The following is a 23,794-nucleotide window of genomic DNA, read 5'->3' on the forward strand; positions in this document are numbered from 1 at the left end:
CCGCCCGACCGTCCGAGCCCGCCGGGGCGCAGCCATCGGACACGGCCGCGCAGCGGCATCCCTTCCCAAGGGACGGCGACTACCGTCGCGCCGAGGGTGGCGCCCGGCAGCTCCCCCGCCACGCACACAACGAACGCGAGGGCGAAGCCGAGCCGAAGCGCCGTCCGGAACCTCCGCGGAGAACCTTTACTCGAGTCCCGCGTAATGCCCGCGCATGGTGTCGAGGTAGGCTTCGAGGTTACGGCCGGGAAGATCGGCGAAGGTCTCGCCTGCGTCGCGGCAGTCGGCGATACGGTCGGGACGGAAATTGCGAAATGCCTGGCGGTGACGGCACCAGGTACCGAGGGTCCACGCGCCACCCCAGAAGGACAGGCACAACGGCTCCACTTCGCGCGTGGTGCCGCGCCCTTCGGCATCGCGGTAGTCGAGACAGAGCACCCGGTGCGCCAGCACGGCCGCGTGCAGGCGGTCCAGCATCGCCGCGACGTGGTTCTGAAAGGGGTCGCGCCAGATGGGCGCGAAGATCTTCGACTGTGCGGACTTCTCGCGCAGGTCGGGCGGCAACACCGCCTCGATCTTGATCAGGGCGGCCTGCGCCTCCCGCGCCAGCCGTTCACCGGCGAATGCCCGGACGAAGCGGGTTCCGGCGACCAGTGCCTCGAGTTCGTCGGCGGAGAACATCAGCGGCGGGATGTCCGAGCCCTTGCGCAGGATGTAGCCCACGCCAGCCTCGCCTTCGATGGGTACACCGGAGAGCTGGAGGTCGGCGACATCGCGGTAGACCGTGCGCAGCGAGACCTCGAGGGTACTGGCCAGTTGTCGCGCGGGCAGCGCGGTGCGCCGCCCGCGCAGGGCGTTGATGATGAGGAAGAGACGGTCGGCGCGGCGCATGCCCGAATCATCGCCTCCCGCGCGCGGCGCGGGAAGCGGCGATGGTCACGGCCGCGCATATCCGCCGGCTCAGGCGGCGGCCAGGGTCTGGGCGCGGGCCAGCGCCGCGTCCTGCGTCACGGCGCGGACAATGGCCGGTCGCACCATCAGCCTCGCCACGTAGTGCTCGAAGGCATCGCGGCGCGGCACGATACCGAACTTCATCGTCCAGTCCAGCGCACTGGCCCAGAGGATGTCCGCCGCGGTGAAGCGCTCACCGAACAGCCAGGGCCCCGGCGTGAGCTGTGCCTCGATGGTGTCCATCACCGTGTCGAAGTCGCCATAGGGACAGGTCGAGACAGGCGCGGGCTCGTGCTTCATGAAGCGGTCCATCACCGCCGGCTCGAAACACGAACCGTAGAACGCCAGCCAGCGGAGGTACGGACCGCGCAGGGGATCGCGCAGCCCCGGCGCCAGGTCCGCTTCCGGGTAGAGGTCGGCGAGGTAGGTGAAGATCGCCGGCCGCTCGGTGACCAGGCCGTCCAGGTGCTCGATGGCCGGAACCTTGCCCATGGGATTGACCTTCAGGTACTCCGGCCGGCGCTGCTCGCCCTGGGTGAGGTCCATCACGTGCATGTCGTACTGCGCTCCCAGTTCCTCCAGCAACATCAGCGTGCTGCCCGAGCGGCTGTTCGGCGCGTGGTGAAACTTGATCCTGTTGGCGTTCATGCGGTGATTCCCTTGTCTGTCAGCGATGAAATGGATGGGCGATGCGGAGGACGAGCGAGCGGTTGGGCGACGCGACGCCGGCGGCCGCCTGCCCCGGCCGGGCCTGGTCCGCCGTCGCGGAACGGCCGCCGAGGCGGTTCCCACGGGCGGCGCCGGTGTCGTTGTCGCTGTCGGAGGCGAAGCGGTACTGGCCGTCCATCAGCATGCCGCGGCGCCCCAGTGGCGCGTAAAGGTCGGCGAGCCGTTCGAGGAACCGATTCATGCGACTACCCCTTCCCGTTGGTGTGAAAGAGAGTCTGCGCGGGAGCTGCTGACAACGTGCTGTCAGCAGTCCCTCTGGCGCCATTCACCCGCCACCCGGACAATGCGGGTTTTCGCGCCAGGGCTCCTTCCGATGACGAAACCCATTTCCCTGATCCAGTTCCTGATCGAAGAGAAGCGTGCGGGCCATATCAACGCCCAGCTCAGCTTGCTCATCGAGGTGGTGGCCCGCGCCTGCAAGCGCATCTCCGTCGCCACCGGCAAGGGTGCGCTGGGCGGGGTGCTGGGCAACGCCGGCTCGGACAACGTACAGGGCGAGGCACAGAAGAAGCTCGACGTGATCTCCAACGAGATCCTGCTCGAGGCCAACGCCTGGGGCGGCCACCTGGCCGCATGCGCCTCGGAGGAAATGGAAGATCCGCAGCCGATTCCGGACGCCTACCCCAAGGGCAACCACCTGCTCCTGTTCGACCCGCTCGATGGCTCGTCCAATATCGACGTCAACGTCTCGGTGGGCACCATCTTCTCCGTCCTGCGCTGCCCGGATGGCGTCACCGAGCCGAAGGTGGAGGATTTCCTCCAACCCGGCACCGAGCAGGTGGCGGCGGGCTACGTGGTCTATGGCCCTAGCACCCTGCTGGTGCTGACCTTCGGCCACGGAGTGCACGAGTTCACCCTCGACCGCGAGCACGGCAGCTTCGTGCTCACCCGCCGAGGCATCACCATTCCCCCGGAGACGGGCGAGTTCGCCGTGAACATGTCGAACCAGCGCCATTGGGAAGCCCCGATGCAGCGCTACATCGGCGAGCTGCTGGCCGGTGCCGCCGGCCCGCGCGGACGCGACTTCAACATGCGCTGGGTCGCCTCGATGGTGGCGGACGTACACCGCATCATCACCCGTGGTGGCGTCTTCATCTATCCGCTCGATGCCAAGATCACGGCCAAGGGCGGCACCGGCAAGCTGCGTCTGATGTACGAGGCCAACCCGATGGCCTTCATCGTGGAGCAGGCCGGCGGCGCCGCCACCACCGGTCGTGAACGCATCATGGATATCCAGCCCAGCGCCCTGCACCAGCGTGTTCCGGTCTTCCTCGGATCGCGTAACGAGATCGAGGTGGCGACCCGCTACCACCTCGAGGCCGACCAGACCCGCGGTTGACGTTCCCGCCGGGCGGCCGCGCCGCCCGGCTTCCGCCATGAACCGGTCATGCCGCCGCCGCGCGCATGCCCGATGATCCGCCAGCCATCCTCCCGGTCCCTTCCATGTCCTTCCGCCGCGCCCGCCATTGGCTCCCGCTGGTTTTCGCCGCCGTGCTCACCGGCTGTTTCGGCGGCGGCAAGCCGGACACCCGGCCCGACACCGCCCTCCCCGTGCTGGCGGCGAAACCGCGCATCGGGCTTGCCCTGGGTGGCGGCGCGGCGAAGGGCTTTGCGCATATCGGCGTCATCAAGATGCTGGAAGCGAGCGGCATCCATCCCGACGCTGTCTCCGGCACCAGCGCGGGCAGCGTGGTCGGTGCGCTCTATGCGAGCGGCATGGATGGTTTCCAGCTACAGGAGCAGGCTTTCGCGCTCGACGAGGGCAAGATCCGCGACGTGCGCTTTTTCTCGGGCGGCCTCGTCCAGGGCCAGAAGCTGCAGGACTATGTGAACGAATTGCTCAAGCAGACGCCTATCGAGAAACTGCACATACCGTTCGCCGCCGTGGCCACGGAACTGGAGAACGGCTCGCGCGCCGTCTTCATCCGTGGCAATGCCGGCCAGGCCGTGCGTGCATCGAGCAGCATCCCCGGCGTGTTCGAGCCGGTGGATATCAACGGCAAGCACTTCGTCGACGGCGGCGTGGTCAGCCCGGTTCCCGTGGACGCCGCACGCCAGCTTGGCGCCGACATCGTCATCGCCGTGGATATCTCGGCGCGCCCCGATGGCAGCAATCCCGACAGCATGGTCGGTATCGTCGGCCAGTCGATCACGATCATGGGGCGCAAGCTGGCCGAGCAGGAACTCGCCCGGGCCGACATCGTGATCCGGCCGAAGGTGGGCCAGATCGGCCCGACCGACTTCGACCAGAAGAACGTCGCGATCCTCGAAGGCGAACGTGCCGCGTTGGCGGCCATCCCGGCGATCAGGGCGAAGATCGCCGAGAAGGCGGCCGCCATGGGCAAGCCGCCGGTCGCGGCGGCGACGCACTGATCAGCCGGCGTCCACCAGCGCCAGGGCGGATTGACGGCCCAGCGAGAGGATTTCGTCGGAGAGGGCCGGATCGGCCACCGCGCGGGACAGCGACAGCGAGCCGACCAGAGAGGCGAACACCGCCATGGCCAGGGTGCGGCGACGCTTGCCACGAATGCCGTCGGGAAGTGTCGAGACGATGAGTTCGACCATGTCGGTATAGCCGTCGGTGAAGGCCGCTCGCGTTTCGACCGGACGCCGTGCCATCTCCGTCGACAAGGCGGCGGCGACGCAGCCGGCTTCGGGCGCGTCGCGGTGTTCCACCGACAGATAGCTGTTGACCAGCGCGCGGTAGCTTTCGCCACGCGATGCCGCCACGCGGGCGCCCAACCGTTCGACGGCGCTGGCCGCAGCCATCGCCACGCTTTCGCGGACGAGGTCTTCCTTCGACCCGAAGTGGTTGTAGAAGCCGCCCTGGGTAAGGCCGACATCACCCATCAGGCTGACCACCCCGACGGCGTCGATGCCGTCGGCGCGAAAACGCTGCGACGCCGCCTCGACGATCTTCTGGCGGGTCTGTTCCTTATGGCCTTTCTCGTAACGCATGCTGCTCGCTCCCCAGGGATTCTCCCTGCCCGGAGCTATTGTAGCGAATCCTTGCGCGTTGAAATGTCGAGCGTCATGGTCCGTTTCGCCAGGGAGTTTACAGCTGACGGCGTTTCGCCACGTCCTCTGCCGTTACCGTGCCTTCCTTGCCGCCAAAGTGATGGATGACGTAGTTGGCCAGAGCTGCCACTTCGGGATCGCTATAGGCATGGCCGAAGGCGGGCATGTAGATATCGGTCTGGCCGATGCGCATCTTCACCCCCTGCAGGATCGCCTGGGTGACATTCGCGCCGCCTGGATCGTTGACGCCACGCGTACCGGCCAACCCCGCGTTGGGGGTTTGCTGGCCCGCTCCGTTCCACTGGTGACAGCTGGCGCAAGCACCTTCGAAAAGGCGCTGTCCATCCACGTTCGCGCTCGGATCGTCACCACCCGGCGCCATGGCGCTTGAGGCGACCACGGCCTTGGGTGCCGGATCGACCACAATCGGATCCTTGCCTTCGCGTGCCGGCACCGTACGCAACCATGCGACAAGGGCCGCGGTGTCCTCCGGCTTCAGGAACTGCAGGCTATGCGCCACGGCCTCGCCCATCGGGCCATTGGCCGAGGCATGGCCTTGGGCGTATCCCGTGCGCAGGTACTGGACGAGGGCCTCGTCGCTCCACTTGCCGACCCCGTGCACCGGATCGGAGGTGATGTTGTAGGCACGCCAACCCTGCAATTCCTGGCCGGCGAGTTCCTGGCCGTGCTTCAGGCCGTAGCCGATGTTGCGTGGCGTATGGCATTCGGCGCAATGGCCCAACGCACCGGCCAGATAGGCGCCGGAATTCCATTCCGGCGAACGCGAGGCATCGGGCTCGAAGCGCTGGCTGCGGAAGAACGCCGCGTTCCAGAAACCCATCGCCCAACGCTGGTTGAACGGGAAGCCGAGATCGTTCGGCGTCTCCGGCTGGCGCACCTTGGGCAAGGTGAAGAGGTAGGCCTTGATCGCCAGCACATCGGCTCGGCTCAACTGGGTATACGAGGTGTATGGGAAGGCCGGATAAAGGTGCTTGCCATCCTTGCGCACGCCTTCGCGCACCGCGCGTACGAACTCGTCGTCGCTCCACCGCCCGATGCCCGTTTCCTCATCGGCGGTGATGTTGGACGAGTAGATCGTACCGAACGGCAACTTGAAGGCGACGCCGCCAGCAAAGGGCTTTCCGGTCTCGGGCACGGTATGGCACGCGACGCAGTCGGCGGCGCGGGCAAGGTATTCGCCGCGCGCCACGGGATCGGCGTTGGCTGGCGCGCCGGCGATCACCGGTGCCGTGCCATCGTCATGATCCGTTCGATTGAGCACGAAGTAGGCGCCGACGCCGATAACGATCAATAGCAGGACGACGATGAGGAAACGTTTCATGCCACGTCCTCCTTGCCCGTGAGGATACCGGCCACCTTCTTCAAGGCATCCGGCGACTCGGCCAGCTGGGTGCGCGACACAGGCAGCTCGCGCAGGCGAATGCCGGTCGCGGCGAAGATCGCATTGGCCAGGGCCGGCGCGGCGATCGCCGTGCCCACTTCACCGATGCCGCCCGGCGCCTCGTCGTTTTCCACCGAGTACACGTCGATCTGCGGCACCTCGTTGATACGGAGGTTGCGGTAATCGTGGAAGTTGCTCTGCTCGATGGCACCGTTCTTCAGGGTGATGCCGTTGTAGAGCGCCGCGCTCAATCCGAACAGCAGGCCGCCCTGCATCTGTGCCTGAACCGAACTCGGGTTGATGGTGATGCCGTTATCCACCGCCACCACCGCGCGGCGCAGCCGCACCTGGCCTTGCGGGGTCACTTCCGCTTCCACGATCGCGCAGACGTGGCTGCCGAAGGGCGAGCCCACCGCGATTCCGCGCCCGACGCGCGCGGGCAGGGGCTGTCCACCCCAGCCGATCTTCTCGGCGGCGAGGTTCAGGACGCCCAGGGCACGCGAGCCGGGCTTCATCAGCGACCGGCGGTATTCGAGCGGATCCTTCCCCGCGGTATGCGCCAACTCGTCGATGAAACTCTCGACGATGAAGAGGTTATGCGTGGGGCCGACGCCACGCCACCAACCCACGACCAGGCCGGGAGGCATCACGTGATAAGCCCACTCGACCAGTACGTTGTCCATATCGTAGGGAAGATCGGCGGCGGATTCGATCGCGTCGCTGTCCATGCCGTCCTTGCCCATCGCGGCAGGCAACCAACGGCCCAGCACCGTGCCGCTGGTGATACGGTGTTGCCATGACGTGGGCTTGCCGTCGTCGCCGAGCGTGGCGGAAATGCGGTCGTAGTACAGCGGACGCACGCGATCGTGGCGAATATCTTCCTCGCGGCTCCAGATGACCTTCAGCGGGTAGGACACCTGCCTGGCGAAAGCGACCGCCTGCTCGACCTGGTCGGTTTCCAGGCGGCGGCCGAAGCCACCGCCGAGGTACTGGTTATGCAGCACGACGGCCTGCTCGGGAATACCGCAGATGCGCGCGGCTTCCTTCACCACGCGCGTGGGCACCTGGGTGCCGGTCCACACTTCACAGCGGCCGGGGGTGACATGCACGGTGGCGTTCAACGGTTCCATCGGCGCATGGGCGAGCATGGGCGAGACGAAGGCCGCCTCCACACGCTTGCCGCCCGCGGGCGCTTCACCTTTCGGCTTGCGCCCGACCAGCGCCTTGCCGTTGCGTGAGGTCTCCTGCAACGCCGCAACGAGGGTCTGGGTATCGAGCTTCGCGTTGACGCCGGGTTTCCATTCGATGTCCAGGGCCTGCAAGCCCTGCTGCGCGGCCCAGTAGTGCTCGCCGACCACCGCCACCGCATCGTCGAGCTTGATGACCTCGATGACGCCGGGGATGGTACGGGCCTTGCTGTCGTCCACGGCGCCGAGCGTACCGGCGAGTTCGGGGCTGGTCCTCACCGCCGCGAACTTCATGCCCGGCACCTTCACGTCGATGCCGAACTGCGTGCCACCGTTGACCTTGTCCGGCGAGTCGATACGGCGCAAGGGCTTGCCGATCAGCGTGAAATCCTTGCGTTCCTTCAGCTTGACGCTGGCCGGCTGGGGCAAGCGTCCCGCTGCTTCGGCCACGGCGCCGAAACCCAGCGTGCGTCCGGAAGGAACATGGGTGACGACACCGCGGGCAACCGAACAACTCTCCGGATCGACATGCCATTGCGCGGCCGCGGCCGCGACGAGCATCTCGCGCGCCACCGCGCCAGCCTCACGAAGGGCCTGCCACTGGCCGCGCGTGCTGGTGGAACCACCGGTGATCTGCCCGCCGCCGAGCAGCGGTTGGCCATAGAGCGCATCGCTGGGTGGGGAGTGCTCCACCTTGATCTGGTCCAGGCCTACGCCGAGTTCCTCGGCCAGCATCATCGCGATACCGGTATAGATCGACTGACCCATTTCCGCCGAGGGCATGACCAGGCGCACGCCGCCGTCGGCATCGATGCGTATGAAGGCATTGGGAGCGAATGGCGGGTTGCCGTCGGCCGCCGCGGCGGCTTCGTCGCCAGGCTGACGACGCGGGTTCATCTGCGCCACGGCGGGCCCCATGCCCGCGCTCCACAGGAAGGCGACGGCGAGGCCGCCGCCAGCGAGGCGGAGCGCCTGGCGGCGCCCTTCATCGACGGTGCCGGTGTGATCGTGCGCGCTCATGCCGCACCTCCATCGACGATCACCTGCAAGCCGTTGGGTTGGCCCGTCGCGGCCTGCTTGATCGCTTCGCGGATGCGCACGTAGGTTCCACACCGGCAGATATTGCCCGACATGGCGGCGTCGATATCGCGATCGGTCGGGTTGGGCGTACGCGCCAGCAAGGCCGCCGCGGCCATGATCTGGCCTGACTGGCAGTAACCGCACTGGACGACGTCGACGGCCAGCCACGCCTGCTGGACCTTGGTGCCTTCGGGCGTGGCACCGATACCTTCGATGGTCGTGATCGCCCTGTCCCCCACGGCCGATACCGGCAACTGGCAGGAACGCACGGGCTGGCCGTCCAGGTGCACCGTGCAGGCGCCGCACTGCGCGATGCCGCAACCGAACTTCGTGCCGGTCAGGCCGACCACGTCGCGCAGGACCCATAACAGGGGCATGTCCGGCGGCACGTCCGCCTGACGATCCTCACCATTGACGCGCAACGTGACCATGACGGCTCCTTGGGGCTAGGCGGAGCAAACGGCTCCGCTGGCGGGATGCATGACAACACGCAGCTTACGACGAAAACCCATCCGGGCGTTTTGCTGGAATCGGCGCATTTGAAGAAAACGGCCGCGCGGGGCGGATGCGGTGCCTCGGCGGGAGCCGGCCTTGTCGGCGATGGGTGCTTGCCTCGACCCCGCCCGCTGCCGCGGGATCACCGACAAGGTCGGCTCCCACCAGGGCGGGGCCACCCCTTATTGGCGCAACGGATTTGCCTCGACACCCTCGTTGGTGATCTTCACCGGCAGGATGCGTCCGTCCTTGTCGAAATACATGCGATCGATCGCCGTCTCGCGGTCGTTGGCCTTCGTATGCCCCAGCGGCCGCCGGTGGTAGACGATGTACCAGCTGTCGTCCTTCGGCACATGGAACACCGAATGGTGGCCGGCACCGGTGGCGATCTTCGGGTCTTGCTGGAGGATCTTGCCAAGCCGCTTGAACGGCCCCATCGGCGAGTCACCGATGGCATAGGCGACGGAATAATCCGGGCCACCCCAACCACCCTCCGACCACATGAAGTAATACTTGCCGCCACGCTTGAACATCATCGGCCCTTCCACATACTCCGGCGCGGGCGTGATCTCCTTGAACAACGTGCCGTCGGCCATCGGTTCCACGGCGGTGAAGTCGGCTTTCAGCTTCACGATGTTGGCGTGCTTCCAGCCGCCGTAAATCATGTACCAGGTGCCGTCGTCATCGCGGAACACGAATTGGTCGATCGGTTGCGCGCCGTTGTGGAACGCGCCGACGAGCGGCTTGCCGAGCAGGTCGTGGAACGGGCCGTCCGGCTTGTCCGCCACCGCCACACCGATGCCGCCGAGTTCGTGGTCGTTCTGGATGTCGTTGGCGGAAAAGAAGAAGTAATACTTGCCATCCTTCTCGACCACCGATGGTGCCCACAGCGCCTTCCTCGCCCAAGGAATGTCCTTGATGTCGAGCACGTGGGTGTGTTTCGTCCAGTGCACCAGGTCCGGCGACGAGAATGCGTCGAAACCGGTCTGGGCGGCGTACTCGCGCGAGGTCGTTGGATAGATCCAGTAGCTATCGCCGAAGATGGCAGCCTCGGGATCGGCGTACCAACCGGGGAAGACGGGATTGCCCGCATGTCCCGGAGGTGGCGCGGCGACCGCGGCGGTCGACATCGATACAGCCAGCAGCACGCACTGCCAAACCTTCCGAACTTCCATCCCGATCATCCCGTCGTTCGTGTGGAATCTCCGATCGTAACGGGTTTGGACGGCTGAATGCGAATGGCGGTCAGAATTTATAACGTGCGGTGCCGACGATGCTGCGGCGTGGGCCGTAGAAGCAGTCGCCGCGAGCCAGGCACGTGGCGTTGTAGACCTGATCGGTGACGTTGGCGGCGTTGACCGAGAAACGCCACGGGCCTTGCGTGTAGGCCACCATGGCATCGAATAGCGTCTTCTCGGGGACCTTCAGCCTTCCCGTCTCGTCGTAGTTCGTTCCGATATAGCGCGCGCCGACACCGATGCTGAAGCCGTCACTATCCACGTCGTTGACATGGTACACGCCCCACACCGAAGCCTGGTTCTTCGGCAGGCCGGCGACGATCGTGCCGTCGTCGGGACGCGCCTTGGTCCAGGTGTAGGTGCCGATCAGGTCGACATGCCGACCGATGCGCGTGGAGGCCTCGAGTTCCACGCCCCGGGTCTTCGCCCTGCCCGCCTGGACCTGATTGAGAGGATTGGCCGGATCGGGCGCGAGGCGGTTTTCCTCGCGCAGATCGTAGTATGTCGCCGTGACCAGGGTGGACGAGCCGACCGGTTGGTACTTCACGCCCGCCTCGTACTGCTTGCCGCGCAAGGGCTCGTAGGGGCGGTTGTAGAAGTCGAGGCTGTCCAGTGGCTGGAACGACTCGGTATAGCTCACGTATGGCACCAGCCCGTTGTCGAAGCGGTACATGACGCCGAAGCGCGACGTCGTGGCGTTATCGACCGAACGGCTGTCGCCGGTGGTCAGGGTCGCGCGGTCGTGGCGCAGGCCGAGCGTGGCGATCCAGTGCTCGCCCCAGTTGACCTGGTCCTGCACATAGACGCCGGTCTGGCGTGTGCGGGTCGAAGCCACCGGGAAGATGTCCGGCGCGACGAAGCCGTTGCCGTAGACGGGCGCGTAGAGGTCGAAGGGAACGCCATCGAAACCATTGCCCTTGCGACTGTCTGTATGCGAGTAGCCGACGTCCAGTCCGACCAGGACACGGTGGTGCATCGACGCGAGGTCGAAATCCGCCTCGGCATGCGTGTCGGTGACGAACCGCTTGTGCCGATCGATACTGACATAACTGTAACGCGCGACCGTGCGCTGGGCGTCGTCGAGGAACGGGTACGACGGATTCGAATACACGTCTGGATAGAGGCTGCGGTAATCGACGTTGTCGTGCGAATAGCGCATGTTCTGCACGAACTTCCAGGTGTCGTTGAAACGGTGTTCGAACAGTGACGTGAACGACCGCTGCTGCGTGTCGTATCGATCGAAGCCGGGTTCGCTGACGAAGCGTCGTGTATCGATTCGACCATTCGGGTTGGGCAGCAAGGTGCCCGCATGCGGCAGGAAGTTCAGCGAGGTGCCATTGTGATCGAACTGCAGGTTGGCCAGCAGCGTCCAGCGGGTATCCGCGTCGGGCATCCAGGTGATCGAGGGCGAGATCGCGCGGCGGTCGTCCGGCACGTGGTCGATCTGCGAGTCCGCGTCGCGATAGACACCGATCAAGCGGTATGCCCAATGGCCTGCGGCATCGAGGGGGCCGGTGAAATCGAATGCCACCTGCTTGCGCGCGTTGTTGCCCAACTGCGCTTCCACTTCATGGGATGCCGTGAATTGGGGCAGCTTGGACGAGAGCGCGATCAGGCCGCCCGTGGTTCCCTGCCCATATAGCACCGACGACGGGCCGCGAACGATCTCGAGGCGATCGAGGAAGTACGGCTCGGTGCGCGCGTAGGAGTAGCCGAAGTACTGGCGCAGCCCGTCCAGGTACTGGGTGAACGATGTACCACGCAGGAAGGCGTCATCACCGCGGCTATCCACGCCATAGGCGTCCGCGCGGACGCCAGCCGAGTAACGCAGGGCATCCTGCACGGTCAGCACGCCCTGGTCGATCATCTGCGTGTTGGAGATCACCGAGATCGCCTGCGGCGTCTCGATGAGGGGCGTGTCGGTCTTGGTCGCGGCGGAGGCGTCGGTGCGGGCGTAGCCCTCGTCCAATCGCTGCCCGCGGACGTCGACAGGGGCTAGCTGCACGGCCTTGTCCCCCGACACGGATTCCGCATCCTGGGCATGCGCGGCGAACGACATCAGCACCCCGGCAAGCAGCGGAGACAAGGTTTTTCTGCGTAGGATCATGGACTTTCCCTGGTCTGGCGCATGAAGGCATCGCCGTTCACACCCCGTCATTATTGCGAATGAATCTCATTCCAATGATGACTTAAAAGTCCATGACCGTGCAATATTGCGAGTGAATCTTATTTACTTACGTGGGCCGAGGGCGCTGCCGGGCCCATGGGAAGGTCAAGATAACTGCTGCCCATCCACTCGATCCGCAGCGGCTCACCCGCGTCGGCGACGCTTTCGATACCGACCTCCTTGCCGCTTCCCATGTTGATCGACGCGCCGGGTTCCTTGACCACGGACACCACCGCGACCAATCGGCTGCCGGGTTCGAACAAGCGGCTGGTGGTACGCCCATTGGTGAACGCGAGCGTCGCGCGTTTGTCCGGGACCAGAAGGTGCCGCCGCGAGCGGTCCATCATGTAACTGGCGCGTGCCAGGTACCATGACAACTGGAAGTACTCGCCGCTAGCCTTCTTCTCGTACAGCGTGATGCGCAGGTCGAAGTCGCGCTTGTTCGTCACCACGTCGAGCTTGCCCGAAAACAAGCCGCTCAACTCGGTACCGGCGGACAACGGTTCGCTGGTGAAGACGAGAGCATTGCGATCATCCAGCGCGGCCGACGGCGCATCCGTCGCGGGAAGGTCGTCCCGCTTGCCGAGGTCCACGGCAAGGAGCGAAGCGCGCGTGGAAGGACGGTCGCGGAGCCTGGCCGCTCCATCCTCCGTGACGAGAAAGAGCCGCCGCCTTCCCGGCGCCATCCTGTCGACGCCGGACGCGTGTTTCCACGCGTTCGCACCCATCACTTCGTAGTTGATCCGGTCCTTCAGCAGGGCCGGCTTCGCCCCACCGCGGAAAACATAGTCGAACCACTGGTAGCGAAGCACGCGACTGATGTCGATCTTCGCCACCGGGTCGATGGCATAGCCGTCGACCACCGGCCGTGCCTTGCGTTGCGCGCCCACGTGGTCCCAGGGACCGATCAGCAGGTAATGTTCCGCCCGCGGGTTGTACCGCTGGTGTTCGCGCACGTAATGCAGGGCGCCTATCTGCCCGCCGTCGAAGTAGCCCGTGGTGGTGAGCACGGGAATATCGATGGCGGCGAATTCGCGGCCTTGCGGGATCATCTCCCGCCAGTACGCGTCATAGGAGGGATGGTCCAGCCAGCGCTGGAAGACGGGATTCGGCTTGCCTTCCAGTTCATCGAGCGCGCGGTAGCTCTTGCCGCTTTCGTACCAGCGCCGGTAGAGGTCGTTCCAGTGCGCATGGTCGCCGTAGTGCTTCTCGTCCAGGCCTTTGCCTTCGGCCACGTACGGTGCCCATGGGTAGACGAAGGTCAACGACACGTTGCCTTCCATCGGCACATCGATACCCGGCGCCACCGTGACCGATGGCATCAGCGCGCGCAGCGCCTTCGGCCGGTGTTTCGCGGCGGCCCATTGGGTGAAGCCGTTGTAGCTTCCTCCATACATGCCGACGCGGCCGTCGCTCCATGGCTGCTTCGCGATCCATTCGATCGCGGCGTCGGCGTCCACGCCATCGTGTTCGTACGGAACGGCCGGCCCCGGCGACAGTCCCTTGCCACGCGAATAGCCCACCACGGCCGCATAGCCATGCGCGGCGGTGAGGCGCAGTTCGGTCGAGGACCACCACGGATTGGCGTAGATGGTGAAGCCGAGCAAGGTGGGCAGCGGCGCGGCGCGGTGCCTGGGCAGCATGACGAGCACGGTGACCGATGCGCCGTCGGGGGTCGGCACAAGCATGGGTTCCCGCACGTCGTAGCGGCGGCGGTCGTCCTCGTCGATCAGCTTCTCGGTAAACGGGCGGAACGCCGTATAGGCTTCGGCGACCTGGTACGCCCTGACCAGGGCTACCGCGTCGTCTACCGCGACTTCACTTCCCTTCCGCTGCGCGAGCAGCTCCAGGTAATCCGCGTGCAGTTGCGCGGGTTGCGGGCCGTATGGCTCCACATCCGAGCCGAAGCTGGCGATGACCTGGGAAGCCATCACGTCGTCGAGCGTGGCGAACACTTCGCGGAACGCGCGTGCATACGCTTCGCCGAACGGTAGGCTTCCTCCGGCCTCGAGTTGACGCGCACGCGCATAGACCTGCCAACGGAGGGTACCTACCGCATCGAGTGGCTGGGCGCCCGCCTTGCGCAGGACGACGAGTTCACCGAGGCTCCGCGCGGCATCGTCGTAACGGCGCGCGACCAGTTGCAAGGCCGCCAGGTTGTCGAGATACGTCGCGCGATCCGGCTCCGTGTAGGCGCCGATCGCCTCGGCCGCCAGATCGCGTATCCCGGCGTCGCCCTTCGAGCCGCCTTTCCACGGCAACATCGCCGTTCCCGCCAGCGCCGGGGCCACGGCGAGCACGAGGGCAAGGGCGGCGATCCAGCAGCGTACGGTGTGCTTCGGCATGATCGGACATCCATGAGGTTGCCGCGAGGTTGCCCACATCCACCTGCGCCGGACAGTGCCGTCGGGCATGTCTTGCCGGTGCGCTTGGGTAGCACACGGCAACAGTCAGGCTATCAGAAGGTCTTCGAAGAAGGCGCCGATGGGCAGGGTGGGATGGGCGATCTGTATCTCGAGAATCCACAGGCCCGGCGCGGGCGTGGCATCGAACTGGCCAAGCGAACCCGCCTTGTGTACCGCATGGGGATAGTCGCCTACGCGATGGCCCTTGGTCTCGTGATGGAGGCGCCAGCCCATGGCCGCGGCCTCGTCTTCCGCATACGCATACAACGCCGTGCCGGTGACGCCTTGGCGCCACCTCGCCGCCGTCCGGGCGAAGAGCTCGCGGGCCGCATCAGCGCAGGTGCGCATATCGGCATCGTCGCCGACGACGAAGGTGTCGCCCACGTCGCCTTCGTGCCCATCGAAGACAGGGCCGAGGTCGATGAAAAAGATGTCGTTGTCCCGGAGCACCGTATCCGGCACGGAAGGCTGCCGGAAGGTCCTCAACGTGTTCGCGCCGAAGCGGACGATGCTGGGATGCCAGATGCGCTGCATGCCGGCGGCATCGAGACGCTCCCTTGCCAGCGTGGCGGCATCGGCTTCGTTCATGCCGGGGACGATGCGCGCGGCAATGTCGCGCAGAGCCGTCCAGGAGCGTTCGCGGGCGGCGAACATACGCTCGCGTGAGAAGGTGGCGCCGACGTTTTCGGCGGAGGAAGTCGCCATGAGCACGGCCAGGTTGGGCTGGTCGTCATTATCGGTGCTTTGCATCCGTTTGGGTACGGCGGATGGCCCTTGTGAGAGCCGCTTCGGCGGCGACAGGTGCTACGTCCGCCAAAGCCAACGCCGCGTGCATACCGCCGTCGAGGACACGGGCGGATAGGTTCTCGTCGTTGGTAGCGCGGGCGACTTGCATCGTCCCCGCCATGAGGCCGTAGAGGGCGGTTGCCCGAGACAGTGCCTCGTCGTGCGGCAGACCCGGCCACTGCGTAGCCATCAGTTCGATGAATTCGGTTACGCCGTCCGTATAGGCAGTGCGCACGATATCGGAGTGTCTTGCCACTTCGGCGGAAAGGATGGCGACGGGGCAACCCGTGCCGGGATGATCGCGATGGCGCGGGGAGAAATAGCTGCGGATCATGCCCGCCAGGCCTTCGTCCGAACCGATCCAGTGACGCAGCCTGCCCAGGCGCTCGTTCATCGCCGCCGTGATGGCTTCGCGCGCCAGGTCTTCCTTCGAATCGAAATGGTTGTAGAACGCGCCGTTGGTGAGGCCGGCGGCGGACAGCAGGGATTTCATTCCCTCGGCTTCGATACCGTGTTCGCGGAATCGTCGTGACGCGGTGTCGACGATGCGCTGGCGCGTTCGCTCCTTGTGGCCTTTTTCGTAACGCATGGGTCAGTGCCCTGCTGCGGAGGAAGGATCAGTGCGCATCGGCGGAAGGCGCCTGGGGTGCCTGCACCTTGCGCATCAAGGGCACCATGACGGTGGCTATCGCAAAGCACACCATGATGGAAAAGAAGGCGTCGCTATAAGTCAGTGTCTGCGCTTCCCGGAACGTCAGCTGCCATAGCGAGCGCAGTGCGGCGGTATATGCCTCCGTGTCGGGCTGCACGCCTTCGAACAGACGGTTCATCGGCTCGTTGGCCGGCGTCAGGCGCTCGGCGAGCCGGTGGAAATGCAGGTTGGTGCGATCGTTGAGGATGGTCGCGCAGGCGGCGATGCCCATCGCCCCGCCCAGGTTCCGCATCAGGTTGAACAGGCCGGATGCCTGTTTCAGTCGAGCGGGCGGCAGGCCACCCAGCGTGAGCGTTACCGTGGGCGCCACGGCGAACTGCTGGCCCAGGCCACGGAAGGCCTGCGGCAGCATCAGTTCTGTGGCGCTCCAATCATGCGTGATCGGCGTGAACTCGAACATCGACAGCGTGAACAGCGCCAACCCCACCATCAGCAGCCAGCGCAGATCCACGCGGTTGGCCAGCATCGCGTACACGGGAATCGCCATGATCTGGAAGACGCCCGTCGAGAGTACGGCCTTGCCGATCTGCAACGCGCTGTATCCTTCCACGCGCCCCAGGAACAGCGGCGTCAGGTAGATCGTGCCGAACAAGCCGATGCCCGTCACGAAGGAGAAGAAGCATCCGAGGGCGAAGTTGCGATCGCGCAACGCGCGCAGGTCCACGATGGGATGTGCCGCCGTCAGTCCACGCCAGACGAACAACACGCCCGCCACGAGGCTGGCCCATGCGGTGGCGCGGATGGTGTCGTCTTCCAGCCAGTTCCAGCGCGGACCTTCTTCCAGCGTGTATTCCAGGCAACCGAGGAAGATCGCGATCAGAGCGATGCCGATCCAGTCGCCGGCTTTCAACAGGGACAGATCGGCCTCGTCGATCTTCACCAGGAGGGGAACGGCGATCGTGACGAAGGCGCCCGGCAGCAGGTTGATGAAGAACAGCCAGTGCCACGAATAGTTGTCCGTGATCCATCCACCCAGCGTCGGGCCGAGCGTGGGTGCCAGCGAGGCGATCGCGCCGATGGTCGCCGCGGCGATGACGCGTTGCTTGCCCTGGAAGAAAACGAAGGCGGTCGTGAAGACCAGCGGGATCATCGAGCCGCCGAGAAAGCCCTGCGCGGCGCGGAACCAGATCATGCTCTGGATATTCCACGCCATGCCGCAGAGCAGGCTGGTCAGCGTGAAGCCCGCAGCCGACGCGGCGAACAACCAGCGCGTGGAGAACACCCGGCTCAACCACCCCGATAAGGGAATCACGACGATTTCCGCGATCAGATAGCTGGTCTGCACCCAGGCGGTATCGTCCGCTCCGGCGGACAGGCCACCGCCGATGTCACGCAACGAGGCCGAGACGATCTGGATATCCAGCAAGGCGATGAACATGCCCAGGCACATCGACGCGAAGGCGAAGATCTTCTGCCCCGGCGTGAGGTGCGCGACCGGACTCATGGCGCCTTCGTGTCGATGCGCGCGGTGACCGACAAACCGGGACGAAGCACGCCGAGGTCGCCATCGCTGCCATCGAGGGTCACCCGCACCGGCACGCGCTGCACGATCTTGGTGAAGTTGCCGGTCGCGTTTTCCGGCGGCAGCACGCTGAACTGGGCACCGGTGGCGGGCGCGAGACTGCTGACATGTCCCTTGAAGCCCTTGCCTGGCAACACGTCCGCGCGCACCTCGACTTCCTGGCCCACGTGCATCCGCGCGAGCTGGTCTTCCTTGAAGTTGGCGTCCACCCATAAGCCATGCGACGGCACCACCACCAGCAGCTGGCTACCCGTGGCCGCGTAGCTGCCGACGCGGGCGCGGCGATTGCCGATCACGCCGTCCACCGGTGCGCGCAATTCGGTGTACGAAAGGTTCAAGCGGGCGATATCGGCCTCGGCGCGCGCCTGGGCCAGCGCCGCTTCCACCTGCCGCTTCTGCGTGTCGATCACGTCGAGTTGCCGCTGTGCGGCTTGCACGGCCGCCGAAGCGCTCGCCGTCGCCGCATGAGCTGTCTGGAAGGTCGCCGTTGCGCGTTGTGCGCTTTCCACCGACACGGCCGAACGACCGACCAGGAGGCGATAGCGTTCATCGTCGAGTTTCGACCGCGTCGCTTCGGCTTGGGCGGCGCTCAATCCCGCGTGCGCTTCGGCGATGTGGCTATGCTGCAACGCGAACACCGCGTCGAGGTTGCGCAGCGCGGCTTCCTGCGCGGCCACCGCCGCCTCGGCTTTTTCGAGCGCGGCGCGATAGTCGCGATCGTCGACCTTCACCAGCAGGTCGCCCTTGTGCACGACCTGGTTGTCCGTGACCGCGATGACCTGGACATATCCCGGGACCTTTGGCCCGATCACGGTGATATCGCCACCGACGTAGGCATCGTCCGTGGCCTCGACGAAGCGTCCGCCGCTCCACCAGTGCACGCCGTAGAGGGCGATGCCCACCATGGCGGCACCCATGGCGATGAATTTCAAGGATTTCTTTCGTTCCGGAACGGGAACGGCGGAGTCGGCGACGGCGGCCACGGGGCACCAGTGGGAAGTTGAATTACAGGCATACTTTTATGGATGACGGGGATAATTTCAAGGGGTGAGCCGCGGCTGGTCGTGGATCTGGAGATCTTGGGAGCCGACTACGGGCTGGCCCGCTGACGCGGGATCGCCGACAGGGTCGGCTCCCACAAGGGCCTGGTAGCTTGGCTAGCGGCTTGGCTGATGGCCTGGCGGGTGGTCAGCGCAGGTCGAGCAGCTGCCCGATATCCCGCAGCGCCTTGAAGCGCCGCACCAGGTTGAGCGGTTTCCGTCGCAAAGGGCCGAAGTCACCGCGCAGGAACGCATCCACGGCATCGAGCACGCGTTCGCTGGAATGGCCGTCGCGGTACGGATGGATGTCGTCGCCGTGCGCGCGAATGGCGGCCATCAGTTCGGGGGGATGCGAAAGGGCACGGTCGATCGCGGTGTCCACAGCGTCCGGCGTCGGCACGTCGAGCATGAACGGCTGCGGCACGCGGTTGGCGATCGTGACCACCGGTTTGCCCATGACCGTGAACTCATGCACCACCGACGATGTATCGCAAACGAGCACGTCGGCCGCACGCTCCATGTCGACGAGCCGTTCCGAGGTGAAGAAACGCGCGTTGGGCGCTTCCAAGCCGCGATAGGCAGCGAACAGTTCCTCCGGACACTTCGGATGCAACGTGAGCAACCACTGCCGGTCGCCACGCGCGATCATGGCACGCAGCGGTTCGACCATCGCGGGTGCACTGCTCAGGCGGTGACTGAAGGTGGATGCATACATGACGACGGGGCGGCCGTCCGCAGGCATGTCGAGCGCCGTTGCGGACGCCGGCCCGAAAAGGGGGTCCAGCTTCGGCCAACCCGTTTCGCGTACCGCGAAGTAACCGTGTTCCCGCGCGAGCGCCTCGAAGGGAAGCGTGGTGGACGGGCCCTGCGTGACATAGAGGTCGAAGAAGCCGCGAATGGCGAAGTGGCCGCGGTCGGGCTCACGCTTCTGCGCATTGAAGCCGTGGAACACCTGCACCTTGATGCCGGGCAAGGCGGGCGAGACCCAGTTGGCCGCGCAGTACACCGCCTCCGGATGCAGCGCCCTCGCCTCGCGCAGGCTGCGCACGCGGCGTTCGCTGGCTTCGAGCTCTTCCGCCACCGCCGCCGGCACCACCCAGCCGACCTCCTTGCCCCGCGCGCGCGCGGCCGCGGCCAGCGGACGCAGGATCGGCAAGGCATAGGTTTCGGTGGCGAACATCAGGCACGTGCTCAAGGCCGGCACTCCACGCTGGACGACGTGGCATTATGACGGCTCGATACCCAACCCCGCACCCCGATGACCCGACGGCCCATTTCCCTTTGCGTGATCACCCAGAACGAGGCCGATCGCATCGGAGATTGCCTGGCGTCGGCTGCACCGTTCTGCGACGACCTGGTCGTGGTCGATGGCGGTTCCACCGACGACACTGTCGCCATCGCGCGAAGTGCAGGGGCACGGGTGATCTCACGGCCATTCGATGGTTTCCGCAGCCAGAAGGCCTTCGCCGTGGCGCAGGCCGTGAACGACTGGGTGCTATGCCTCGATGCGGACGAACGCGTCGGTGCGGATCTGCGGGCCGCGATCGAGAAGGCGTGCGACGAAGGATTCAGCGGCGCCGCCGGCTTTCGCTTCTATCGCCGCAACGATTTCTTCGGCCGTTTCATGCGCCACGGCAACGCGGGGGCCGACAAGGTCTTGCGCCTGTTCGATCGCCGCCAGGGCGGCTGGCGCGGCCCGCGAGAGATCCACGAGTCCGTGAGCGTCGACGGCGAGGTACGGATGTTGCCTGGCTTCCTCGACCATTACCCGTATCGCTCGCTTTCGGAGCTGATGGCCAAGCAGGAACGCTATGCGCACATGATGGCCACCGAGGAATTCGCCGCGGGCAAGCGTGCCACGCTCGCCCAGATCGTGGTGAGCCCGATGTGGCGATTCTTTCGTGGCTATGTGTTGCGCGCCGGTTTCCTCGACGGTTGGCGCGGCATCGTCTATGCCCTGCTGCGCGTGGAATACGTGCGGCGAAAGTACGTGAAGCTGTGGTTGCTGCAACACGGCCAGAAGGCCTGAGCCGCTCAGAGACGGAGCAGCTGCGCCGCGCTTTCGACCATGTCCGCCGCGATCGCGGTCGCCGAGACCTCTCGGGCCATGGCTGCGGATTGCCCCGCCCATAGCGGCTGGAAATCGCCGTTGCCGCACGCTTCGGCGATCTTGCGTAGCGGTGCCAGCGGGCCGCCGGCCAGGGGAAACGGCAAGGCATCGCCGGACAATGGACCTATCTCGCGCATGATCCGGTTGATCACGCCGCGCGCGGGCCGGCCAGTGAGCACATTGGTGATCGCCGTGTTGTCGTCGCGTGCCGAACGGAGCGCCTGGCGATGCACATCCACGCTGGTCGACTCGTCCGAAAGCAAGAAGGCGCTACCTACCTGCACGGCCGATGCCCCCAGGCACAGTGCCGCGGCCATGCCGCGTCCGTCGGCGATGCCACCGGCCGCGATCACGGGAATGGTCAAGGCGTCGACCAGTTGTGGCACGAGGGCCATGGTGCCCGGCTGTGCCGACATATCGTCGGTGAGGAAGTTGCCGCGATGGCCGCCCGCCTCATAACCCTGCGCGATGACCGCGTCGCAGCCGCGCTGTTCCAGCCAGCGGCCCTCGGCCACCGTGGTCGCCGAGGAAAACACCACCGAACCGATGGCCTTCACGCGCGCCAACAGGCGTTCCTCCGGCAGGCCGAAATGGAAGCTCACCACTTCCGGACGCAACGCCTCGACCATGGCGCACATGGCATCGTCGAACGGGGCGCGGCCGCCAGCGGAAGGCAGGTCGCTCGCATCGATCCCGAACTCGTCGAAGTACGGCGCGAGTCGCGCCAGCCATCGTGCCATGGCCTCGGCATCCGGCGTGATGGGCCGATGCGCGAAGAAGTTGAGGTTGATCGGCGCGAAAACCGCGGCGCGGTACGCCTCGACCTCCGCGGTCGCCTTCTCCACGCTGATCGAGGAGCACGGGATGGCGCCGAGCCCACCGGCCCGCGCCACGGCGATGGCCAGCGCGGACAGGCCGGACCCCGCCATCGGTGCCAGCAGGAGGGGCTGGTCGATCGACAGGAGGTCGAGGATACGGCGGTCGGTCCAGGCAGGCACGGGGAAGCTCGCGAGCGACGGTACGACGTGATTATAGCTCGCCGTTCATCACCGCAGGCCCGCCTTTCGTCCCTGAACCCGCTGTTTTCCTCACTTCGCGAGCGACACGCGCTCAGCACGGTGCAAAGCTCCGTCCATCCCAACGGACGCACGCGCGTCCTTCACGAGGCTCCTTCCATGGATCGACGCGCCCTGCTCAAGACCGCCTTGTTCATGCCGCTGCTTCCCTACGCGCTGAAGCTGAACGCCTTCACCGCGACGCGCGCAGCCACCCGCGTGCGCCCCGGTTCGGCGAGCTGGCCCACCCCGGCGCAATGGCAGGCATTGAGCCGTGAAGTGGGCGGGCGTTTGTCGGTGCCCCGTTCTCCCTTCCTCGGCGATGCGGCCACCCGCGCCGAAGCGATCGCCCAGCTGACGAACCCCTTCTACATCGGCGACCAGGTGGCACTGACCCAGACAAGCGGCTACTTCGGAGCCTGGATGTCACGGCCGAGCGCTTATGCCCTTACCGCCGAGAGTGCGAAGGACATCGCCGCCGCCGTGAAATTCGCCCACAAGCATGGCGTGCGCCTGATCGTGAAAGGCGGTGGCCACAGTTACCAGGGAACCTCCTGCGCCGCCGACTCGCTGCTGGTCTGGACACGGAAGATGAACCATGTGGAGATGCTCGATGCCTTCGTCCCTCGCGGTGCGGCGCCGGGTACACACCCCGTGCCTGCGGTCGACGTGGGCGCCGGCGCCATGTGGATCGATGCCTACAGCGAGGTGACCACCCGGGGCGGCCGCTATGTCCAGGGCGGTGGCTGCACCACCGTAGGCGTCGCCGGCCTCGTCACCGGCGGAGGGTTCGGCAGCTTCTCCAAGCGTTTCGGTACCGCCGCGTCGAACCTGCTGGAAGCCGAGGTGGTCACCGCGGACGGCGAGATCCGCGTGGTTAATGCCTACCGCGATCCGGAACTCTTCTGGGCCCTCAAGGGCGGCGGCGGCGGTTGTGCCGGCGTCGTCACGCGGTTGACCTTGCGCACCCACGACTTGCCGGACACCGTCGGCGCGGTGTTCGGCGAAATCCAGGCCGATTCCGAGGAAGCCTATCGTGCGCTGGCGTCGGAGACCTTGCGCTTCTATCGCGATGCCTTGTGCAACCCGCACTGGGGCGAGCAGATCGGTTTCCGCGACGAACGCAGGATGTCCGTGTCGATGGTTTTCCAGGGCCTGGACCACGCGGCCGCCGAAGCCGTCTGGGCACCCTTCATCGACTGGGTGAAGCAGCGTCCGGCGTACTCCTTCCGCAAACCGCTCCAGGTGCTCGCCATGCCGGCGCGCCATTACTGGGACGCGGACTTCTTCCGCGAGCATGCACCTGACGTGGTCGTCGCCGACGCGCGCGAGGGCGCGCCGCGTGACCACATCCTCTGGAAAGGCGATCAGGGGCAGGTGGGTTGGTACATCCATGGCTTTGCGTCGGCATGGATGCCCTCGCGCTTCCTTGGCGATGGCGAACGCGAGGCGTTGGCCGCGGCGATATGCGAAGCCGCGAGCCGGATGGACGTGGGCCTGCACTTCAATAAAGGGCTTTTCGGCGCTCCGCCGGAAGCCATCGCCGCAAGCCGTGACACGGCGACGAATCCCGCCGTGCTCGACGCCTTCGCCCTCGCGATCATCGGCAACAGCGGCGATCCCGCTTATGAAGGACTGCCGGGCGCGCACGTGGATGAAGCACGGGCGAAAGACGGCGCGGCCAGGGTCAAGGCGGCATACGCGCGTCTCTTGAAGACGGTTCCCGGCGCCGGCGCGTATGTTTCGGAAAGCGACTATTTCCAGCAGGACTGGCAACGCGCCTTCTGGGGCGGCAACTACGCGCGCCTCGCCAAGGCGAAGCGTCGTTACGATCCCGACCGCCTATTCCTCGTGCACCACGGCGTCGGCAGCGAGGGCACCGACGCCTGATGCCCGC

At 66.0% G+C, this 23,794-nt stretch carries 20 protein-coding genes; 4 read left to right on the forward strand and 16 right to left on the reverse strand.

Features of this window, described 5'->3' with window-relative positions:
• Positions 1-186 precede the first annotated feature (186 nt).
• From J2T07_RS06965 to J2T07_RS06975, 3 genes are all read right to left on the reverse strand, one after another.
• A complete protein-coding gene (locus J2T07_RS06965; protein WP_306848482.1) occupies positions 187-891 on the reverse strand; it encodes a helix-turn-helix transcriptional regulator in 705 nt (234 codons plus the stop codon).
• Positions 892-960: 69 nt separating this feature from the next.
• On the reverse strand, positions 961-1,599 hold the full coding sequence (locus J2T07_RS06970) for a glutathione S-transferase family protein (RefSeq protein WP_306848483.1): 639 nt from the start codon (positions 1,597-1,599) through the stop codon (positions 961-963).
• 19 nt (positions 1,600-1,618) lie between these two features.
• Positions 1,619-1,861 carry a hypothetical protein gene (locus J2T07_RS06975; RefSeq protein ID WP_306848484.1) on the reverse strand — a complete coding sequence of 81 codons (243 nt, stop codon included), beginning with the start codon at positions 1,859-1,861 and terminating at the stop codon, positions 1,619-1,621.
• Between the two features lie 132 nt (positions 1,862-1,993).
• Between J2T07_RS06975 and J2T07_RS06980 the strand changes: the two genes are divergently transcribed.
• The gene (locus J2T07_RS06980; RefSeq protein WP_306848485.1) at positions 1,994-3,019 is read left to right on the forward strand and encodes a class 1 fructose-bisphosphatase; all 1,026 of its coding nucleotides are present in this window, start codon (positions 1,994-1,996) and stop codon (positions 3,017-3,019) included.
• 104 nt (positions 3,020-3,123) lie between these two features.
• A complete protein-coding gene (locus J2T07_RS06985) occupies positions 3,124-4,053 on the forward strand; it encodes a patatin-like phospholipase family protein (RefSeq protein ID WP_306848486.1) in 930 nt (309 codons plus the stop codon).
• Here the strand turns inward: J2T07_RS06985 and J2T07_RS06990 are convergent, their stop codons facing one another.
• The 12 genes from J2T07_RS06990 to J2T07_RS07045 form a co-directional block, all read right to left on the reverse strand.
• Positions 4,054-4,638, reverse strand: a complete 585-nt coding sequence (locus J2T07_RS06990) for a TetR/AcrR family transcriptional regulator (protein ID WP_306848487.1) — start codon at positions 4,636-4,638, stop codon at positions 4,054-4,056. It abuts the gene before it with no gap.
• Positions 4,639-4,735: 97 nt separating this feature from the next.
• Positions 4,736-6,040 (reverse strand): c-type cytochrome, encoded by a 1,305-nt coding sequence (locus J2T07_RS06995; RefSeq protein ID WP_306848488.1) that lies wholly within the window; start codon positions 6,038-6,040, stop codon positions 4,736-4,738.
• A complete protein-coding gene (locus tag J2T07_RS07000; RefSeq protein ID WP_306848489.1) occupies positions 6,037-8,307 on the reverse strand; it encodes a xanthine dehydrogenase family protein molybdopterin-binding subunit in 2,271 nt (756 codons plus the stop codon). Before J2T07_RS07000 ends, J2T07_RS06995 begins: the two co-directional genes overlap by 4 nt.
• Positions 8,304-8,798, reverse strand: a complete 495-nt coding sequence (locus tag J2T07_RS07005) for a (2Fe-2S)-binding protein (protein ID WP_306848491.1) — start codon at positions 8,796-8,798, stop codon at positions 8,304-8,306. Before J2T07_RS07005 ends, J2T07_RS07000 begins: the two co-directional genes overlap by 4 nt.
• 246 nt (positions 8,799-9,044) lie before the next feature.
• A complete protein-coding gene (locus tag J2T07_RS07010) occupies positions 9,045-10,037 on the reverse strand; it encodes a glycoside hydrolase family 43 protein (RefSeq protein ID WP_306848493.1) in 993 nt (330 codons plus the stop codon).
• 70 nt (positions 10,038-10,107) lie between these two features.
• Positions 10,108-12,207, reverse strand: a complete 2,100-nt coding sequence (locus tag J2T07_RS07015) for a TonB-dependent siderophore receptor (RefSeq protein WP_306848495.1) — start codon at positions 12,205-12,207, stop codon at positions 10,108-10,110.
• Positions 12,208-12,326: 119 nt separating this feature from the next.
• Entirely contained in the window at positions 12,327-14,612 is a 2,286-nt protein-coding gene (locus J2T07_RS07020; RefSeq protein ID WP_306848497.1) for a CocE/NonD family hydrolase, read from the reverse strand.
• A 105-nt stretch (positions 14,613-14,717) separates the two neighbouring features.
• On the reverse strand, positions 14,718-15,422 hold the full coding sequence (locus J2T07_RS07025) for a M24 family metallopeptidase (RefSeq protein WP_306848499.1): 705 nt from the start codon (positions 15,420-15,422) through the stop codon (positions 14,718-14,720).
• The gene (locus J2T07_RS07030) at positions 15,406-16,047 is read right to left on the reverse strand and encodes a TetR/AcrR family transcriptional regulator (RefSeq protein ID WP_306848500.1); all 642 of its coding nucleotides are present in this window, start codon (positions 16,045-16,047) and stop codon (positions 15,406-15,408) included. The genes J2T07_RS07025 and J2T07_RS07030 overlap by 17 nt, the downstream gene beginning before the upstream one ends.
• A 28-nt stretch (positions 16,048-16,075) precedes the next feature.
• On the reverse strand, positions 16,076-17,614 hold the full coding sequence (locus J2T07_RS07035; RefSeq protein ID WP_306848502.1) for a DHA2 family efflux MFS transporter permease subunit: 1,539 nt from the start codon (positions 17,612-17,614) through the stop codon (positions 16,076-16,078).
• Positions 17,611-18,624 (reverse strand): HlyD family secretion protein, encoded by a 1,014-nt coding sequence (locus J2T07_RS07040; RefSeq protein WP_306848504.1) that lies wholly within the window; start codon positions 18,622-18,624, stop codon positions 17,611-17,613. Before J2T07_RS07040 ends, J2T07_RS07035 begins: the two co-directional genes overlap by 4 nt.
• Before the next feature lie 256 nt (positions 18,625-18,880).
• A complete protein-coding gene (locus tag J2T07_RS07045) occupies positions 18,881-19,912 on the reverse strand; it encodes a CDP-glycerol glycerophosphotransferase family protein (protein ID WP_306849508.1) in 1,032 nt (343 codons plus the stop codon).
• A 78-nt stretch (positions 19,913-19,990) separates the two neighbouring features.
• Between J2T07_RS07045 and J2T07_RS07050 the strand changes: the two genes are divergently transcribed.
• Entirely contained in the window at positions 19,991-20,761 is a 771-nt protein-coding gene (locus tag J2T07_RS07050; protein ID WP_306848506.1) for a glycosyltransferase family 2 protein, read from the forward strand.
• Positions 20,762-20,766: 5 nt separating this feature from the next.
• On the opposite strand, the gene J2T07_RS07055 is transcribed toward J2T07_RS07050, so the two are convergent.
• Entirely contained in the window at positions 20,767-21,840 is a 1,074-nt protein-coding gene (locus tag J2T07_RS07055) for an NAD(P)H-dependent flavin oxidoreductase (RefSeq protein ID WP_306848508.1), read from the reverse strand.
• A 177-nt stretch (positions 21,841-22,017) separates the two neighbouring features.
• On the opposite strand from J2T07_RS07055, the gene J2T07_RS07060 reads away from it, so the two are divergent.
• Complete coding sequence (locus tag J2T07_RS07060; RefSeq protein WP_306848510.1) at positions 22,018-23,787, forward strand: FAD-binding protein; 1,770 nt, start codon at positions 22,018-22,020, stop codon at positions 23,785-23,787.
• The last annotated feature ends 7 nt before the right edge of the window (positions 23,788-23,794 follow it).

This window comes from Luteibacter jiangsuensis (assembly GCF_030812295.1).
In the GTDB taxonomy this organism is placed as follows: Bacteria; Pseudomonadota; Gammaproteobacteria; order Xanthomonadales; family Rhodanobacteraceae; genus Luteibacter; species Luteibacter jiangsuensis_A.